The organism is Nonomuraea sp. NPDC050790, assembly GCF_044456745.1.
In the GTDB taxonomy this organism is placed as follows: Bacteria; Actinomycetota; Actinomycetes; order Streptosporangiales; family Streptosporangiaceae; genus Nonomuraea.
The window spans coordinates 188,440-206,364 of record NZ_JBITGF010000007.1 but is presented as its reverse complement, the minus strand read 5'-3'; the positions used below and the strand labels follow the sequence as shown (position 1 = coordinate 206,364).

16 protein-coding genes and 1 pseudogene are annotated in these 17,925 nt (G+C 67.1%); 6 read left to right on the top strand and 11 right to left on the bottom strand.

The window, feature by feature from the left end:
- The first annotated feature begins 132 nt into the window (after positions 1-132).
- Positions 133-432: a hypothetical protein gene (locus ACIBEJ_RS33615; protein ID WP_397186910.1), complete on the top strand. Its 300-nt coding sequence runs from the start codon at positions 133-135 to the stop codon at positions 430-432.
- Between the two features lie 524 nt (positions 433-956).
- Here the strand turns inward: ACIBEJ_RS33615 and ACIBEJ_RS33610 are convergent.
- Both ACIBEJ_RS33610 and ACIBEJ_RS33605 read right to left on the bottom strand, forming a co-directional pair.
- Positions 957-1,286, bottom strand: coding sequence for a hypothetical protein (locus tag ACIBEJ_RS33610; RefSeq protein ID WP_397186909.1), 330 nt, complete (start codon positions 1,284-1,286; stop codon positions 957-959).
- A gap of 823 nt (positions 1,287-2,109) precedes the next feature.
- The gene (locus ACIBEJ_RS33605; protein WP_397186908.1) at positions 2,110-2,487 is read right to left on the bottom strand and encodes an RNA polymerase sigma factor; all 378 of its coding nucleotides are present in this window, start codon (positions 2,485-2,487) and stop codon (positions 2,110-2,112) included.
- A gap of 548 nt (positions 2,488-3,035) precedes the next feature.
- Between ACIBEJ_RS33605 and ACIBEJ_RS33600 the strand changes: the two genes are divergently transcribed.
- Complete coding sequence (locus tag ACIBEJ_RS33600) at positions 3,036-3,287, top strand: hypothetical protein (protein WP_397186907.1); 252 nt, start codon at positions 3,036-3,038, stop codon at positions 3,285-3,287.
- Between the two features lie 470 nt (positions 3,288-3,757).
- Here the strand turns inward: ACIBEJ_RS33600 and ACIBEJ_RS33595 are convergent, their stop codons facing one another.
- Positions 3,758-3,967, bottom strand: coding sequence for a hypothetical protein (locus tag ACIBEJ_RS33595; RefSeq protein WP_397186906.1), 210 nt, complete (start codon positions 3,965-3,967; stop codon positions 3,758-3,760).
- A 117-nt stretch (positions 3,968-4,084) separates the two neighbouring features.
- On the opposite strand from ACIBEJ_RS33595, the gene ACIBEJ_RS33590 reads away from it, so the two are divergent.
- Positions 4,085-4,243: a hypothetical protein gene (locus tag ACIBEJ_RS33590; protein WP_397186905.1), complete on the top strand. Its 159-nt coding sequence runs from the start codon at positions 4,085-4,087 to the stop codon at positions 4,241-4,243.
- Positions 4,174-4,383 (top strand): annotated as a pseudogene (locus ACIBEJ_RS33585) (hypothetical protein); the annotation flags it as partial. The gene ACIBEJ_RS33590 and the pseudogene ACIBEJ_RS33585, both read left to right, overlap by 70 nt.
- Positions 4,384-4,539: 156 nt before the next feature.
- Here ACIBEJ_RS33585 and ACIBEJ_RS33580 read toward each other — a convergent pair.
- Both ACIBEJ_RS33580 and ACIBEJ_RS33575 read right to left on the bottom strand, forming a co-directional pair.
- Positions 4,540-5,403: a hypothetical protein gene (locus ACIBEJ_RS33580; protein ID WP_397186904.1), complete on the bottom strand. Its 864-nt coding sequence runs from the start codon at positions 5,401-5,403 to the stop codon at positions 4,540-4,542.
- Positions 5,400-5,951 (bottom strand): RNA polymerase sigma factor, encoded by a 552-nt coding sequence (locus ACIBEJ_RS33575; protein ID WP_397186903.1) that lies wholly within the window; start codon positions 5,949-5,951, stop codon positions 5,400-5,402. Before ACIBEJ_RS33575 ends, ACIBEJ_RS33580 begins: the two co-directional genes overlap by 4 nt.
- Positions 5,952-6,245: 294 nt before the next feature.
- Between ACIBEJ_RS33575 and ACIBEJ_RS33570 the strand changes: the two genes are divergently transcribed.
- A complete protein-coding gene (locus ACIBEJ_RS33570; protein WP_397186902.1) occupies positions 6,246-7,088 on the top strand; it encodes a tyrosine-type recombinase/integrase in 843 nt (280 codons plus the stop codon).
- A gap of 481 nt (positions 7,089-7,569) precedes the next feature.
- Here the strand turns inward: ACIBEJ_RS33570 and ACIBEJ_RS33565 are convergent, their stop codons facing one another.
- The 5 genes from ACIBEJ_RS33565 to ACIBEJ_RS33545 form a co-directional block, all read right to left on the bottom strand.
- Entirely contained in the window at positions 7,570-7,707 is a 138-nt protein-coding gene (locus ACIBEJ_RS33565) for a hypothetical protein (protein WP_397186901.1), read from the bottom strand.
- A gap of 1,222 nt (positions 7,708-8,929) precedes the next feature.
- Positions 8,930-9,982 carry a Wadjet anti-phage system protein JetD domain-containing protein gene (locus ACIBEJ_RS33560; protein ID WP_397186900.1) on the bottom strand — a complete coding sequence of 351 codons (1,053 nt, stop codon included), beginning with the start codon at positions 9,980-9,982 and terminating at the stop codon, positions 8,930-8,932.
- On the bottom strand, positions 9,979-14,394 hold the full coding sequence (locus ACIBEJ_RS33555; protein WP_397186899.1) for a hypothetical protein: 4,416 nt from the start codon (positions 14,392-14,394) through the stop codon (positions 9,979-9,981). Before ACIBEJ_RS33555 ends, ACIBEJ_RS33560 begins: the two co-directional genes overlap by 4 nt.
- Positions 14,391-15,122: a hypothetical protein gene (locus ACIBEJ_RS33550; protein ID WP_397186898.1), complete on the bottom strand. Its 732-nt coding sequence runs from the start codon at positions 15,120-15,122 to the stop codon at positions 14,391-14,393. The genes ACIBEJ_RS33555 and ACIBEJ_RS33550 overlap by 4 nt, the downstream gene beginning before the upstream one ends.
- Positions 15,119-16,651: a hypothetical protein gene (locus tag ACIBEJ_RS33545; RefSeq protein ID WP_397186897.1), complete on the bottom strand. Its 1,533-nt coding sequence runs from the start codon at positions 16,649-16,651 to the stop codon at positions 15,119-15,121. The genes ACIBEJ_RS33550 and ACIBEJ_RS33545 overlap by 4 nt, the downstream gene beginning before the upstream one ends.
- A 149-nt stretch (positions 16,652-16,800) precedes the next feature.
- Here ACIBEJ_RS33545 and ACIBEJ_RS33540 point away from each other — a divergent pair, with 149 nt between their 5' ends.
- Entirely contained in the window at positions 16,801-17,274 is a 474-nt protein-coding gene (locus tag ACIBEJ_RS33540; protein ID WP_397186896.1) for a hypothetical protein, read from the top strand.
- Between the two features lie 102 nt (positions 17,275-17,376).
- Here the strand turns inward: ACIBEJ_RS33540 and ACIBEJ_RS33535 are convergent, their stop codons facing one another.
- Entirely contained in the window at positions 17,377-17,808 is a 432-nt protein-coding gene (locus ACIBEJ_RS33535; RefSeq protein WP_397186895.1) for a peptidase inhibitor family I36 protein, read from the bottom strand.
- Positions 17,809-17,925: the final 117 nt, after the last annotated feature.

Below are 17,925 nucleotides of genomic sequence, written 5' to 3'. Positions count from 1 at the left end.
TCGGATCGGCCCACGCGCGATGGGGAGATGCCTCTTGACGCCTACCTGTGGGCGGGATATTTCCTGTTTAGGAAAGTTTCCTAAGAGTAACTCGCGCAAGTCGGCCTTCGAACGAAACCGGAGGAAGCGCACATGAGGCTCAGGGAGCGAGTCGCGGCCATCTCCGCCGCGATCCTCAGCGCCGGCCTGGTGCTGAGCACCACCACACCGGCTCACGCCGTCCCCGACAACTGCACCGTGACCACGTATGGCGTCTGGATGGTCACGAGTACGTGCACCACCGGCACCGGAGAACACCGCGTCTCTGCCGTCTACACCAACTCCGGCGGCCACCCGCAGTCGGCGACGGGGAACTGGGCGCCGGTGGGTGGCCAGTCCGTCGCCTATATCAGCGGTTACGTCACCTACTCGTGGGTGGCGAAGCGCGGCTGACGGCGAGGACCTCACGCGGACGGCTCGGTCACGGGTGGTAAGGGGTCGGGACCGTTCCTCCACGATGGACACGGACGGCTTGTCGGACGGTCCTCCGAAGAAGCCGTCGGAGTCCTCGCCGTGCAGATCGCGCGGCGTGGGGCGCTCGGCGGCGAGCACGGCGGCCAGGCGTGCGCCGGCCAGGCACGGTCCGACCGGTGTGGTGTGCGGTCGCGCCTGGGCGCAGGCTGGGTCGGCTGCGGGGAGTCAGCGTCTCGGGGTCGATCAGGTCGGCTGTCGCTACGGCCTGATCCGGGGTGGGATAGGTGTGCAGGATCTGGCCGATGCCGGTGAGCAACCAACGTGTGATGAGCCGCCAAATCTGGCCTGACGTCGGGAAGGGCGCAGGCGCCCATCATTGCGCCGAACCATCCGCGACGGGGCCGGTGACCAAGTACGAGAGGGGGCAGTGTCCTGCCTGAGAGATCGCTGATCAGTGGGTACGGCGGCGGGGTGCCAGCACCTCGGTGACCTGGGCGATGGCTTCAGCGCCGGGTTTGACGTAGCGATGGCGGTGCGGGGGTTCTTGTGGCGGGTCTTGCCCATGATGAGCTGCAGCGGGACTTCGGGCGTCGCCGAGGTGGGTCCTCCACGTTCAGCGCCAGGATCTCGGCGGCCCGGGCGGCGATCTCGTAGAGCATCCGCCACAGCGTTTGCTCCCGCAGCGGGATGTCGCGGCGCGACAGCAGGCGGTGGATCGTGGTCGTGGCGCGGGTTTCGTCGGCGGTTTCCCTTCGGCGTTCGGCATCGGCCGGGACCGACGGCGTGGCCCAGTGCTTCTTGGTCTGGCACCAGGGGAGCCACGCGGCGGCCACGTCACCCTCGCCGCGGCCGCCGACGCCTTCCTGGCCAACCCGTGCACGGCCAACCCCAACACCTCAGGGCGGTGACCTTCGGCGCGGCACTCATGCCCGCCGCCGTGCGGCGTCTGGCGTGATGTACCGGATAACGTGCCGGGGCGGTGCACCGGCCCGGCGATGGGTTCTCCTGTTCGCCGGGCCGCCATGATCGCTCATGTACGACTTCCTTTAGGTCCAGTGGATGTCGGGCTTCAGCCGACGCAGTCCTTCCGGTCGGTCTGAGTGGGGGCGGAGCACCCCTTGGGAAGCCGGGCGGGGGTGTCGGTCCAGGCAGCTCGCTGGTAGACGAGTGCGTGGTAGACGGTTCCCGCAGGCAGACCTGCGGCCCCTTCGCTGCCCACTGGCTCCTGAGACCAGGGCTTCACGACGACGTCCTGCAGCGCAAGCAGCCGGCCGCTGGATTCCTCCACGATGAGTTGCTTCTTGCTCTGTCCATCCTCTACAGCCTGGGTCCATCCGATGCCGATCCCCAGACGTCCCTCGGCGTCGCGGATCCGGCCGAGGGCCCTTCGTGGGCAGTGAACCGCCCGCGAGCGGTGTCGGCCAGTCCTTCATGGACTTGTTGTAGGCGGGCCAGAACGCCAGCAGGTGTTCGCGCAGCGCGTCCGGCTCCTTGGGGCAGGTCGAGCAGCTCAGCGGCGGGAAGCGTGACCCCCTGATTTCCGTCGGGCCAGGTGCCGGGCATGAACATGAACCTGGTACGTCCGAGCGGAACCGTGTCGTTCTTGCAGTCGGTGTCGTTGCCGCACAGCTTGGGCTTCCCGGCTCGCCGCTATGCCTACTCCTCTTGGCGGGACGCCGGGACGCCGGGACGCCGGGACGGTGGGCAGGCCGCGTTGGGTGAGCAGGGTGAGCGTCGCCGGGGCCCACCGGCCGGTCTGGGCCCCGGTCTTGATCCAGTATCGGTTACCTGGTGCACCGGTGATCTCTCATCCAGCGCCGCCTGCCGAAGCTCGCGGATCACGTTGTGCGCCACACCAAGCAGCCAGGGCAGGGGTGGCTTGGCCGGGGTGACGTCTCGCCGTCGCCACACGACCACGAACGTCTCGCTGATCACGTCCTCGGTCAGCCGACGGCCGCATCTGCTCACCGCGTACGCGTACACCCGGGGGCGGTACGCATCGAACAAAGCGGCAGCGTCATCACCATTCAGCACACAGGCTCCTTTGGCCCTTACATCGGGTAATGGTCAAAGGCGGATCAGTCTTACAGCCGATGCGAAGACCGCTTCCCCCGCGGACATGCCGCGATCGGTTCCAGCGAACGCGGGAGACCCGCTCAGGCCGCAGTGAGGTCGAGCCGGGTATCCATGTCCAGCCGGAACCCGGCCGTAGGGATTTACACGAGCCCAGAACAGCGGGCCGGTCTTCCTCCGTCAGTTGGTCGGCCCACAGCGGATCTCGCAGAACGGCCTGAAGGAGCTGTTGATGAACATTAATGCGGACTGGTACGGAAGGTGAGGATGGACACCTCGGCGTGCTCGCGGCCGGCCCCAGCCAGCACGCCTTCACACCGGTCGGGTACGCCGAACTCGGAGGGGCCACAGGCATCAGCCGTCAGAGCGCCCGGGTTCATTTCAAGGGTGCCGTGCCGAACCCTCACCCCGGCCTGGCAAGGGGGGCGGTCGTAACGTGTGTGGCCGCTCGATCCGCAGCCAGCCCGCGCCCTGATCGTTACGGTATCGGGGTTGTTTACCCTTAGGCGATGACACTGCGGTTCGATGGGGAGTGGATCATCAGCGATCGCTGCACGCAGGTGGCCAAAGCCGAACCTCGCGGCCGATGGGTGCTGTCGTGGCGGCCCGGCACCTACAGCCGGGATCAGGCGATCGCCGCGATGACCCGCGCGGAGAACGGTGATCTGGACACCGATCCCGAACAGCCGCTCCCTCGCGCCGATGACTCCGGATCTTGCCCGATCTTCGAGAAGCCGGAGGAGCCCGAAGGCCGCCCGTAGCGGGGCACGAGACTGGCAGGTTCCGCAACGCCGCCGGTGCCTGGTCGACCGCAGCCGATGTTCGGATCCGTGCGTATGTGGGGCGGGCACCGCCTGGCGGGTGGTGCGGTCGGTGCCGGTGAACCCGGACGCCGCCAGGCGTTTGCGGGCCTGGTCGGCGCCGATCGTCCCGGCCGAGGCTCGACGAGTTCTTCGATCTTGGGCATGAACTCATCGAGCGCCTTGGCACGGCGCGGTTTGCTGGCGGCATCGCTTTCGGCTTGGCGCAGTGCGACGTGACGGTCACAGCCGGCCAGTCCGGCGGCCTTGCGGAAGCTTCCGGTCAGGTCATAGGCGGCCAGAACTCCATGATCTCCTCGTCAATCTACGACAACGCCGAGCCCGGGCGGTGGGTGATCACCTGGCCGGTTCTGGGGTGATCGAGCCCAAGCTGGAACACCTCCGGCGGACGCCCGTACCAAAAGCCAGGATCACGCAGCAGCCAGGCACGCCTCGGCGACCTGGGTGTCCTGCTGGACCTCACCACCCGACACTCCGTTCGCGCCGATGGTGCGGCCGTGCTCGTCGGTGATCGGCAGCTCGCCGGCGTCCACGACCGCGATGTTCGTCTCCACTCCCAGCTCGGCGGCCCGCGCCATCCCGGCCTCGGCGCGGCGAGCGGCGTCGGTCAGCGTCAGCACATGCTCCTTGATGACCCGCCCTCACTCATCCCAACAGGACCGCTTTTGCCCAGGTCAGACGGTCCAGGGACAACCACACCCAGGCAGAACACGCCCCGTATGTCGAGACTGTGAGTCATGAGCGAATTGGGAGACTTCCTCAAGGCCAAACGTGCCGCCCTTACCCCCAGGACGTCGGGCTGTTCGCCGGCGACCGGCTGCGCCGCGTGGCGGGACAGCCTGACCGCCGCCCCCGCCCTGGTCCTGGGCCGCCGCCGCATGGACATCCTGGCCTGAATCCCCTGGCCCTCGCCCTGTTTCTGGACTTCACCCAACTCCCGGCCAGCCACCGCAACCTGGTCCGCCTGGTGTTCCTGGAACCCCGCATCCGCGGCCTGTACGCCCGCTGGGAAATCGTCGCCCTGGACGCCGTCACCCCCCTGCGCATGGGCGGGCCCCTGATCCATGAGGCGCTCTTCCACGCCGACCACGAGGTGTCCGGCATCCCCCGTCACGACTGGCGGGCCCGGTTCCGGTTATCCGAGCAGGAGGGTGGCCAGGTCCGCGCGTTCGTATCGATCACACCGGGGTGGTCAGAATGCGGGCGGCGGGGTCGCGTCCGGGCCTGGCACGACGTGCAGGACGATCACACCGTCGTTGTAGGTCTCCGCCGTCGCCACCGACCAGCCGGGGTCGATACGGGAAGCGGGAACGTCCTGCTCGAAGCGAACGCCCTTGTCGCCGTTCCGCAGTGGCCAGTCGAGTTCGTAGGCCACCTTCAGGTCGTGCTTGCGCACGACTTGTACCGCCTCGGCCACCGAACGTCCCGAAAGCTTCACTCCGGCCAGCACCTCGCCTGGCCAACTCGCGTCGGCAGGATAGGCGTACTTCTCGCCGGGCTTGGCCGGGCGGCCGAGACTGAACTGCGCAGGCCCCTTCATGTCAGCGGTCACGCTAAAGGCCGTGAGGCACCCTTCGACACGCTTGCCGCAATCCGACAACGTGGACGACATGCGTGCGTCGGAATCAGTCTTGTCGAACCCGACGACGGGCTCGCGCTGCTGGGGCGAGACGGGGATCAGCTTGACCGTGACGTCGTCCAGTCCGACCTTCCTGAATGCCTTCTCCAACTCGCCGGGATCGGGATCGCCGTCAGTGATGTAGAAGACATACTCGTCGCCGTCGCGGTCAATTGTCACCGCCTGGCTGGCGTACACCTGCTCGGAGGCCCCGAAGAGGGATGGCCCGACGACAATGGCTCCCGCCAGGACGGCGGCAGCAGCCACGCCGAGCAGGGCGCGGCGAGGAGTGGGCATGAGGCGCCTCCGTCGGGCCGGAACACGCTCCAGCACGACGATCTCCGCCAGCAGCGCGTCCGCCCCCGCGGTGGACGCCCGGCCGGCCAGGTCCTCATCCAGCACTCTCGCCCGGTCCTTGAAGATCTGGTCGTTGTTCACCTTGACTCCTTCTCGATGAGCGGCCGTGCCGCGAAACCTGTGGCCGATGGGCGGGTCTTCTCCAGGGCCTTGGCAAAGCGCTTGCGGGCCCGGTGCAGGCGGATACGGGCGGCGTTGCGGGAGCAGTCCAGAACTGTGGCGATCTCGCCGGGGTCGAGTCCCTCCCAGAGAGCCAGGGCCAGCAGTTCACGATCGCTGTCGGCGAGCATGTCCATGGCCTCGTCCAGGCCGTGCTGCCCACTGTGGTGGGAGGGGGCGGTGTAGAGGTGTTCGATCTCGTCGGTGAGTTTGGTGTGCCGGGTGAGCCTGCGCTGCTCGCTCCGGCGGTGGTTGGCCAGGACCCGGCGGGCCACGCCGTACAGCCAGAGCTTGCCGGCCTCGCCGTCGGGGAGCACGGCTATTCGCCGCCAGGCGATCACATACGTCTCGGCCACAACGTCGGCGGCGTCCTCGGGCGAGGAACACCGCCGTACGGCGTAGCCGAGGATCTGCTCGTAGGTTCGCCGGTACATCGCCTCGAACCGGGACCGGTCGTTCTGTTCACTCACTCGTCATCCTCGTCAGACCTTCCGAACGCTGCGGGCTTTCACTTCCTACGTGTTCGCGGACGACGGCAGAATTTCGGGCCAGGCAGGAACAACCAAACCGATCGGCGCGAGCTGTGGCCTGACATGCGGAAAGCCGGAGCGCGTCGCCAGTAGCACGCCCTCCGAATACGACACAGAATTTGAATTATGTGTCACACTGGCTGCCATTGGGGCGGGTCCGCCCAGCTCGGCGTTCGTCGCCGCGACGGCGACTCGGCCACATATGTGTCACATCGCCCACCAGGAGGGGTAGCTGTGTCCGTCGTGGCCCTCCCCGCCCAGCCCGACCCGGCCATCGGCGCGACGACCCCGGCTGTGACCGGACCGGCGGTCGAGCGCTTCCTCGACTCCATCACTGCGTCCACCACCCGTGTCAGCTACGCGGAAACCCTCGCCCGGCTGACCTCTGTAACCGGCCCGGCACATCCCATCGCCACCCTGACCCCCGAGCACTACGCCGTGGTGATGGACCGTTGGAAGAGCGCCGCTGCCGCCACTTGGAATCGGCACCTGTCCGCCCTGTGCTCCTTCACCACCTGGGCCCAGCGCCAGGACCTGCTGACCACAAACCCGGCCCGGCGGCTGGAGCGCCGCAAACCCACCCGCCGCGGCGACCGCGCCATCCCGCGCACTCGGCTGGAGACGCTCTTCACCGATCCCTCGTACGCCCTGCGCGAACGACTGCTGTGGCGGCTCCTGTACGACACGGCCGCCCGCGCCGAGGAAATCCTCACCCTCGACATCGAGGACCTCGACCTGGAATACCGGCGCGCCCGCGTCGTTTCCAAGGGCGGTGCCATCGAGTACGTGCACTGGACCACCCTCACCGCCCGGCTGTTGCCCCGCCTGCTAACCGGCCGCACCACCGGACCGGTGTTCCTGGCCGACCGGCACGCCCCTGCTTCCGGCCCGCGCGCGCCCGCAACCGCGGTTCACCCCCAGGCGGGGAGGGAGATGATCCGGTGCCCTTGCTTCGGACGCCGTAGACGAATCCCTCGTCCCGACGCTCGTGGGGCTGATCCAGCACACGCGCTGGTTCGCAGATGTCGCCCTCGTCCCCGATGCCGGATCACCTTCCCTGCAACGCCTACCGGGTAGGCCGCCGTGCTCGGCCCGTGCTCGTCCGTCCCGGCACTCCGCGCCAGGACCGGGCACAACCTGACCATGAGCCGGGACGAAGAAACGCCACCGGACACAGCCAGACACGAGACGATCTTGCTTCTAATCCGGCGGTCGCAGGTTCGAATCCTGCAGGGCGCGCTTCTCCATCAGCGGAGACCCGCGCCGCGGTCACGATTGGTGACGGCTTGGGGCAGATGTGAGGCGAAGCTGAGTCACACGCTGAGCTCCCGCCTGAGCTTGGACGCTGCTCTCAGCACCAGTCCCGCGCTCTCCTGGGGGCTTGGTGGTCCACCTCCTGCAGCACCGAGACGTAAGTGTCGGCGGTGAGCACGTTGCTGACGTGCCCGAGCATGGCCTGCACCACCTTTAGATCGGTGTACGCGGCCAGCGCGAGAGTGGCAGCGCCGCGTCGCAGGTCATGCAGCCGGATCGGCGGATGTCCGGAGGCGGCCACCAGTCAGCGGAATCGGCCGGTGAGGTAGTCCGGTCGCAGCGGCTCGCCGTCGGCGGTGGTGAACACGTATCCCGAGTCCTGCCAACGGGTGCCTGCTGCCGCGCCCAGCTCCTCTTGCCGTTCGCGGTGCTGTCTCCGCACCCGTACGGTCTCCGCGTCCAGGGACACTACCCCGATAGCCGGGGTGGCCCGACCACGACCTGGCCGTCGGTGTGCACGGGCTGCTGCGCCACCGTCAGCTCCGTGGCCTGCAGGTCGATGTCCGTCTAGCGCAGTACGGCCAGCTCACGCAGCGCAGGTCCGCGTAGCGCGGCCAGCCACCACGCGGCATTCAGACGATCCTGCGCGATGCCGGTGAGGAAGGTCGCCAGCTATTGTTCGGTCCAGATCGCTACTGCTGGACGTTCTCCTGTTTTGCTGCCGGCGGGCGGTCCGCCCGGCGGTCCAGACGACGGAATGCTGTCGTCGCGGCCCGGGGCCGCGCCGCTCCGTTGGCCGGGTTGACCGGGATCGACTTGGCACAGACCGCTGCGTTCAGCGCGGTCCGCAAGGTGGCGTGGATCCGCGTCACGGTGGCGGGCGACAACCGGTAGCCGGCCGGTGAGGGTGGGATGCCGGCGTCGTGAGCAGTCCGTTGACATCGCGAGGGGTGAGTTGGCGGAGCAGGATCCGTCCCAGCTGCGGGATGAGGTAGAGGTGGATGTGTACGGCATAGCTTTGCCGGGTCGACGGACGCGGGGCGCTTTGGTGGCTAGCCAGCATGCCAGCCACTGCCCGAGCGTGCATCCGGCCCCGGCGCTGTCGTGGTCGGCAGCGACCAAGGCTCGGCCTGCCGCCTGCGCTTTCTAGGGGTCGGCGTAGCCACCCTGGCGGACGCGCTGCCGCTGCCCGTCCAGGCCGCGTACCTGCACCGCGAAAAGCCAGCTGTCGCGATCGTCATCCACCGACAGACGCGGACACGTCATCCCTCGCTGACGTCCCGTCGCCCGATCCACACAGCCGCATCGCCTGCTGACCTGCACACGAGTCTCTACCACTGATCCCACCTCCACCCTTCACGGTGTGCGACGACAGACGCACCGGCCAGGGCTCGCACCCGGTCAGAGATGACCTCAGGTCAAGTGTCCGGAGAACCGGGAAACTCAAGCCGAAAAGGAACCGATCAGTCGGCGTGAACGCGGGCTTGGTCACCTGCCGTTGCAGTACGGTCAACTGGTGCCGTAACGCCAGGATCTCGATCTCCTTGTCAGAATCGGTTTGGGGAGCAGTTTCAGGGACGAGAAGGTGTCGTCGCCTTGAGGTAGGTCAAGACGACGGACGAGCCACCTCACACCGACCCACCCATCAGATCTTCAGGACACTCCTAAACCCTGTCGAGCACGTCAGGGCGGGTCGACAGCAGCTCGTACCCAACCGCTTCCTGCGGAAGCCGGATGCCACTGACCAGCACATTGCCGGCGCGTCCGGCGAGCGGGCCGAGCCACGCCGACACGCGCGCAGCGGAATCCGCTGGTACGGGTACGGCAGGCCGTTCGTGGCCTGCCTCGAAGAGCAGTTCGTAGAGCGGAAGCGCCGGCACAACCGCGGGGAGGCCGGCGAGGATGGCGCTGGCGCTTGCCGCTGCGGGGATCTGCAGTCCTTGCAGATCAACGTCGCCGAAGTAGACGATCCGGTCAGGTCTCGGGGACAGCAGCGGTACCGACAACACCGCCGACGGGAACTGGTTACCGGTCCCGTAGCCCACATGCCGTCCCGCACCTGCGGCAGCGTGGCGCCGCGTGGCTTCGAGAAGCGAGGTGTAGGTGTGGTGGTTTTCCGCGATCAGCAGTGCCGTACCACGAGTGTCGGGGCGCCCCGGAACCCATTGCGAGACGAACGGAATGGGCACCGGGTGACAACGCAACAGTTCGAGCGTCAGCGCCCCTGAGACGAACAGCCGGTTCGTCACGAGGCCGTCAAGCCGTTTCTCATCGCCGAACAGCTCCAAGGAGCGTTCTCTCATCGGCACGCTCGGCCGTGTCGCTCCTCTGTCGCGAAGAAAGGCGGCCACCGTCTCGAGCACGCTGAGCTCATCGTCCCTGGTCGCGATCCGTCCGGCGGATTCAAGCGCGGGCGGCCACACCTTTACGATCCTCGCCTCGCGCACGACCCGTTCGCGAGGAGGGCGGCGTACCCAGAGCGGCATGGGTGGCGTGTCTCGCGTGTCGAAATGCCGGGAGGTGCTCGGGAATATCACCGACTCGGCGACGGCCAGTTCGTTCAGCGCGTCGCGGATCTCGGCACGCGCGGTCGGCGCCGTCGCCAGGCGTCGATCGAACGTGACCGCCGCGTTGTACAGCGTCTCGATCTCGATCTTCTGTCGCGGCGATGCCGCGACCTGTTCTGCGAGATGTCGGGCTAGGGAGCTCAGCTTCACGACCCAGCGCCGTCCCTCGTCTCATCACGTGTCAGGCGGGCGCCGGTGATGCCCTCCACCGTGGAGCCGAAGCGTTCCTCCAGGACGACGTACCTCCGCGTACGGAGCGCTCCTGGCGCGTTGCGCATTCGCAGCACGTTCGGGAACTGGCCGACGGCGCCGAGGTCTTCCACCCCGGTGGTGTAGACGAGTTGCACGCCGTGAGCGGTCGCCACCTCGCGCTGCAACCGCAGGAGAGCCACATGGCTCGCGGTGCCCAGCGGATTGTCCAGCACAAGGGTGCCGCCGAGCGCTGCCCTGCCCCTGCCCCGGTTGACGGCGCGCAGCCGGGCGAGTGTGCAGTAGAGCGCGACGCACACGGTCAGCTTCTCGCCGCCGGAGAACTTGCCGAGGCGGGTCACGTCCACCGGTTCAACCGCCAGATCGCTGTTGGGTTTGAGTACCTTGACGGTGAAGCCGCGCGGTGCCACAGCTTCGTGGACGCATCGCTTGAGGAGGGAGAAGCCCTCGGGTTTCGACTTCTCGACCACGATCCGGTCGACGACCGTGTCAATTCGCGCGTGCAGGTCCTCCTCGCTGCTGGGGCGGGCGAACCGGATGCGGAGGAAGTGCTGATCGGCCCATCCGCCCAGGGTTCCGGGCAGTTTCGAGTGCCGATGTGCGGACTCCAGGTTCGCGAGCACATCCTGAACCAGTGCGGCGATCTCCACCACGACGAGCCGCTGGTCGCGTCCGATGTCGGCGAGCTGGCCGTCTATCGTAGTGCGACGCACCCGCATCTCTTCGGCGCGGGCGCCGGCGCGCTCGCCGAGCACGGCGGGATCGTCACTGGTGAATCGATCTCTGATCGCATCAGGGATTCCGGAGAACCTGCCCTCCGAGACCAGCCTGCGCACAGCGTCGATGGCTCCGTTCGTCCTGTTTTTCGCTGCGGTGAGAGTGTCCATGGTCGAGGCCAGGCGATCGAGTACCGCTCGTGTCTCCAACTCGGCCTGCGCATCGTGGCCGTCGAAGGCCGCCACTCCGTCCGCCACGTCGGCCGGCGCGGCAGCGTCGGCGAGGCGGTGTGCACGCTGTGCGAGCACCCGCGCCGTGGTGTCCGCCTCGCTCGCGGCTGAGGCTGCGTCGTCGGCCTCCCTGCTCAGGGTGGTCACCCGTCCACTCATTTCGGTCGCAGTCGCGGCCTGTATCGCGGAGAGCTCGCGCGCCTCGGCTTCTCCCGCGGGTTCGACGTCGAGCTGGGCGTGCCGCAGCCTGTCGCGCGGCGTCCGGTCATTGACCTCTTTACGCGCCTGTTCGAGCTGGAGTTTGGCACTGCTCAGCCCCTGCTGGGCCTGGTCGGCCTGCGCCCGGGATCGGCGTCGCGCGACGGCACGTCGTTCAGGGTCCTGCCCATCGCCCGTTTCGAGCAACGATGCCGCACGTTCGCGGACTGCCGCCGGATACACCGCGAGCGCCTGTTCGGCGCGTCTGCCACGCTCGACGAGCCCCGCGAGCCGTTCTGCGAGCACGGATTGCGCCGCCACCGTATGCCATTGCGTGTCGAGATCGTGGAAACGGCTCGTCAAGATGGACAGAGGGTCGTCCACCTGAGTGGTGGCGTCCTCGCGGTCCACGTCGAGCATGGAGATCGCGCGGCCTTCGCGTTCGTACCGTTCCTTGTTGGATCTGTGCTCAGCGGCTTCTCGTTCGGCCGCGCGCTCGGTCTTGCGCCACTCGTTCGCGCGAGCGGCGGCTTCGTCGGCGACTAGCGTGTACGCCCGGACGTCCCGGTCTCGTTGTTCGATGTCTAGCTTTAGCTGCGGCAGCGTTGAGACCTTGGTGACGAGGGCTGCAAGGCGCTCGATCCTGCCCGCGAGAAGGTTGAGCCTGTTGGACAATTGTTGCTCCATGGCCGCGTCTCTGAGGTCATGAGCTTCGAGTTCGTCGATCTGCGAACCAAGTGTCGCATCGGTGGCGTCAATCAGGTCGATGGCCTGCCGGCATTCCTCGGCCTTGATCTCCAAGGTGTGCAGGTAACCGGTTGGGCAGTCGCGCAGCAGGGATTCCAGCGCCTCCAGCAGCGTTCGGTCCGCCTGCGTCTGCCGGTGGAGCTCGGCGATCCGCCCTGTCTGCTCATGGCGCCGCCGTTCACGTTCTGCCCGCGCGTGCTCCGCCGCGGCCGGATCGTACAACGCCGGGTCGCTGGGAACTGCTGACCATTCAGGGGCGGCCGCATCTAACGCCTGCTGCATCTGGGTCGCGGTGCACACGGTGACGTGGGCGATCGACCGGCAGTTGTGTTTTTCCAGGGCGCGGCGGGCGTTGCCGAGGTCGGCGTCCGCGACAACCACGCCTGCGGCTAGTTCAGCAACGATGGAGTTCTGCAACGCGCCCGCGCGTCCGGGTTCGGCCACCAGGTCACGCAGCAGCTCCCACCCCGGCCGCGCCGCCACATCGCCAGCGATCGCCTCGGCAACGCGCTGGGCGTCACGTGTGGTCGGGAGGAACGCGTCGGTGCGCAACCCGTCTAGCGCACGATCGTCGTCGGCCGCATCGACACGGGTTGCCACGATGACCGATTCGGCCGTCGAGACCGCATGCGTCAGCGCCGCTCGAAGGTTGGCCGCCTCGGCCCACAGATCGAGCCGTCCATCTTCGCCGAGCTCCATGAGTTCGGCGAACCTGGCGTCGGTCGCGAGCAGATCGGCGCGAGCGAAGAGCTTCTCGTGGTCGGCGACGAGTTGATCCCGTTCGGCGCTCCTGGCGGCCCGCTCGGTCGCCAAGGCCCTCCGCCGCTCACTCAGTGTTCTGCGCAGCGCGGGCCGGTTCGCGCGCCGCTCGCGTACTTCTTCCAGCAGCTGGCCCGCCTCGTTCCTGGCTGCCCGTGAGTCGGCGAGGACCTCAGCGGGAACGGCTTCTCGATCGGGAAGGTCGCCCTGGTTGGTTGCGGTTTCGATGGCTTCGTCGACGTCTGCCAACTGCCGGCGGAGGTTGTCCGCGCGTTCCTCCGCTTTGGCGGAGAGTTCCCGGTTGGCGCGTACGCTCTCCTCGTCGGTCGCGGCATTGGAGTCCGCGGTATCTGCCGCTGAGGTTTTCTGTTCCTCGGCGGTACGTTCGTCAGCCGCGAGAGCGGCGTAGCGGGCCTTAAGAACGGCCGCGGCATCATCCCGTGCCTTGCGCAGCGGAGCGGTCTCTCGCTCCGCTGCGGTCATCTGCTGGCGCACCAACCGCGCTTTGTCCTCTGCCTCTGCCCGCTCTGCCAGGGGGCCGACCGCTTCCCAGGCCAGGTCGTCATTCTTTGTGGTGGTGGCTGCCAACTCCGCCTCACCGGCTGCCTTGGTCACGGAGGCGAGCCGATATGTGGCCGCGATCCTGAGCAGTTCATTCGCAATGTCGTTGACTCGGCCGCGGTCGCTGTCCAGCCTGTGAGCCTCGCCGCGAAGCCGCTTCGCCTCTTCGGCGAACCATTCCCCGTCGGCTTTCTGCGTCGAGGCCGCGCTCTGGAACGCGGCTGCCAGAAGCGCGGCCGCCTGTCTCGCCTCGCCTGCTTCTCGGTCCGCTTCTTTGGTGAGAGCGTGCATTTCGGCCAGTGTGTCGAGTTTGCCGGACATCTCAGCGCAGAAGTCACGATCCACAAGCAGATCTGGTTTCCGGCCGAGGACGTCGATGACCTTCCGCAGATTGGCCGCGACGAGCTCAGGCTGAGCGCTGTCCACGGTCAAATCGATCAGGAAGTCGATGAACTTGTCCGTGGACGGGAAATTGAACAGCTCGGCGACCCCGCCCTCCGCGTGGTTCATCTCCTTCTGATAGCCGAACAGGGTCGGATCGAGATTTCGCGAGATGAGTGTTTCCGTCCACACGCCGCGCTGATCGGTGATCGCGAACGAGAACTGCTGCGGCCGGGACGCCGCGGCCTCCCGCAACAGGCGAACAAACTCGGACATCGGCCGGGTGCGGCCCGCTTCATCGTGAACGGGAAGTCGATCGAGATCGAGCACGCCAGGCACTTCGAAGAACGAGTAGTACCATCCTCTTAGCTTTTCTCGATCACGATCGGGGTCGACAGGTCTGCGACGGTCGATCCATTCGTATACGGCTCCGGTGATGAGTCGCGGCGGGGGCAACAAGCTGTCGTCGGACTGCGCGACCCATTCAGCGACCGTGTGGCTCGTGTCGCCGGACGCGATGTAGTCCTCCAGATACCGCTTGACGGACCTGCCCATGAAGTCTTTCCGCAAAGGCAGGAGCAGGGCGAAGAAGAGCGACAGCAGACTCGACTTGCCGCCTCCGTTACGGAGCCAGAGGATCGAGTCGACGGGCTCGCTCGTACCGTCCGCGCCTGACGACACGTCCAGCGTGAGATCCGTGAACCGGGCAGCCCTGTCGCCGACGTTCGTCAGCCGCAAGCGAGACAGCTGATAGGTCACGGTGCCAACCTCCGATCGTGGTCGCCACGTCTGATGGCGGCCAATACGTCATATGCGGCGTTGCCGGCGACTTCAGCGGCCTGGATCCGGAAGCGTTCGAGCAGTTGGAAGACCTCAGAACCGCGGGCAGGCGCCGGACGGGCGAGCGCCTGGTCGACCATCCAGGTGAGCACGTGCGCTATCCAGTAGGTGGAGGACGCGGGGGACCTGCGGGCCTTACCCTTCCCTCTGTCCGCCCTATAGCCGGGCGACAGACGGTCATAGGTACGCCACGCCTCGTCAAGCGATCCCTGCGAATGCTCGGGCGTGCGCTTGAACCGTTCGCACGTCTCGCGGAGAAAGCGTTCGAGCTCGTCGACCGACACCCACCGAACGCGGTCGTCGTCGAAATCGGCCGGTGCCGGGAACGCGTAAGCGGCGATTGCGACGCTGACGAGTCCCACCAGCAACCGTTCGGTCACACCACCGACGTTCGGCAGGTCCGAGATGCGATAGGCGAAGACAGACTCGCGGCGCACACCGAGCACCAGTCCCAGATCCGAATCGGACAGCACCTGAGCGTCGAGTCCGTCGAGGACGCTGTCCACGGCGTTGCGGAACTCCACGTCGGCGCGGTAGCGACCCAGCAGCGTGCGGTAGTCGGAGTCCGCGGCGGGCCGCATCTTCGGACGCAGGGCGCAGCCGATGAGCACACCCACATCGGCGAGATCGCGCTGGCTGAGGGTCATGAGGCCTCCCGGTCCGCCCTCGCCGCCCACCGGCTGAGCGCCTCCTCGTCCTGCGCGACGATCAGATCATCGCCCGACCAGCCGGGCAGGGTGATCCGCGTGCCATCGGCGTCAACCGCCGCCGCGGCGCCGAGGACACGGGCGGCCGTGTCCACCGCCGTGGACACGTCCTGTGCCGTCTCGGGCGCGTACTTCCACAGAGCGGCGAGAACGATGACTCGCTCGACCTCCTCGGGCAGGTACGCCGCTCTGGCCGAGAGCAGGAGATCTGACAGGCGAGCGGGCAGCTCGGCCTCGTCCACCAGGCACGCGGCAGCCTCCAGCACCTCCGGAGGTATGGCGGGTGGATCGGGATCACCGAGCTCCTCGTCGGGAATCGGCGGATCTTCCGGCGAAGGCACACGTCGTGGCGCGAGAAGGTCATCAACCAGGTCGGCGACGCGCACGACCCTCGGGGCCTGGCTGCCTGACACCAGGACGGCGAAGGCCTCGGCAGGCTCCACCGCCATGTCGGCACGCAGGACGAGCAGCGGGAGAAGGACTCCGTCCAAGATGTCGGGGTTCCGCAGCCCGCCGACCGGCCGGAACGATTGGCGGGCCTGCTCCTCAAGAAAGATCGTCCGTGCGTTGACCAGCTTCCCGTGCAGCTCGGTGTGCCGTTGACGACACTTCTCCAGCAGCGCCGCGATGCGCACCGAGGCCTTGGCGACCTCCGGTTCAGTGTCGGGCGCGTCCAGCGCGCCTCGGAGGTGGCTGAGCAACCTGGACTCTGTCGCGAGCCGTTCTTCCAGATGCGTGCGGTTGCGCTCCAACTGTTCCGGCACCTCCCTGACCCATTGGGGGAGCACGGTCCGAATGTCCCGCACCGTGTCCGCCAGCAGCGTCCGCAACTCGTCGGCATAGCGGATGGACAGGAGCAGCGATCGTTCGGCTGCCTTCTCCGCCTGCCCGAACGCTCCGCGTTCGAGCTGCCGCGCGAGCATCAGCTCGATCGCAGCCTGCTCGTCCTCGACGTCGAACTCCAGCCCGCCCACCAGGGCGTTGATGGCGTCCGTCGAAGCCCGCAGGACGTTGACGCCTCTGCGGTGATCCTCATGCTCGGTCAGCAGCCGGAACTCTGCCATCGCGACCCGATGGCGGACCGATCCGTCGTCGTCACGTCCGAAGATCGAGACCTGGTAGCTGAACGGCGCCTCGCGTTCCTTGCGGTTGAGCAGCGCGTCCACCACATACCGCGCAACCGCACCGTGTTCATCGATGGAACGTTCCGGATGGGCGCCGGCGGCCAGCACGGCCAGTCCCGCAACCGCTTCGTCGTAGGTGACCTCGTGATCGAATCCCTGCTTGGCGATCACAGCATCAATGGCGGCCAAGGCAAGCGTCACCACGTCGTACTCGCATCCGCCCCACATCTGTCGTGCGGCGTTGTCCGCCGCGTCGGCCACTGGCCTGGCCCGCAGGAGCGCTCGCACGCGATCCCCGAACGACTCCTCGAATACCGCTCCGCCCACAGTCGGGAGATCGCTCACTTAGGCGCACCCCCTTGGTGTGCCGACATACAGCCTGAACCGAATGCTATGGCCGGCTAGCGCCCGCATCACAAGTCACATCTTTTGATCGCGGAAGAGCCGCCAACGGTTACATATGATGAGTTGCGTGCAGGTGCCTCATCGACGCGGTGACGGCGTTCCTTCGTGACCCGCAGGTGGCTGGCCGCTTCACCACGACGTTGCGCTCCTATGGCATGGACCTGCTGCGGCGGTTTCGTCCTCTGGGCGGTTCAGGTGTCGTCGGACCGGGCAACCAGCATCGAGGCGCGAGCCTGCTCCCGCTGGATCCAGATGACCGCCAAGCCGCAGCCGCCGCAGGTCCGCGCCATTGCGTCCGGGCGTCGGCCGATCGTGCCCGGCTCACCGAATCCGGTCACCGCAAGTCGACGACGAGCGCGAACTACAAGGCCATCGCGATTCGCCACCGCGAGACGGTCATCCGCTCGTTCTTTGACCTGCATCTGGAGCTCAAGATCGTCATTGTGGACCCGGTGGCCTCCCCTGCTCGATCAACGACCTCTGTTCCGCGCGACGGCCATCGCCGGATCGCTGCGGACCACGTGAGTCGTCGGGTAGAAGGCATCACATGTTCGTCCAGGTAGACGTGGAGGGTAGGCAGAAGGGCGTCCAGCTCAGTCTTCACAACCGATCGTGGACGCCCTTCGCTGTGCCCGCAGACGAACTGCGAAGGTCACATCAACGATCTAGCTGCCGCACGAACCCCAGACCCACTGAAGTGAGTGTGGCACGCTGATGTCGATATTGCCCCCCTTGCCGTTCTTGGTGCATCCGATCCGTCCCGAGAAATCGGTGCGGCGGTAGTAGGCGACGCCCGTCGACCCGTCATCGGACGTGCCGTTGTTGTAGATCGAGTCCGGCGAGTTCCCCCTTGCCATCCAGCTGCATGAGGCGCCGTCGCTGTCGCTTAGGGTGTTCCGGTCGGCGAGCTCCCAGCGGCACACGCTGCCCTTGTAGTCCTTGTCGCTGTAGAAGCACACCCAGCCGACCCAGATACTGCCGCAGCTGTCCGGGGCGGCCATCGCCGCCGAAGCGGCCTGGGCTCCGGCAGGTAGAAAGGTCAGCATCGCGCCGAGCGCTACAGCTCCTACGAGCATCGAGGTTCGAATGGAGGGCATGTCATTCCTTTCGTACAGATCGTAAGTGGCGGGCTTTCTCGCTTGGGGTCCGGTCTCGGCCGTTGAAATCCGCGAGGGATTGATTCAGGCCGGCTCACGCGCCTTGCGTTTCTCTTG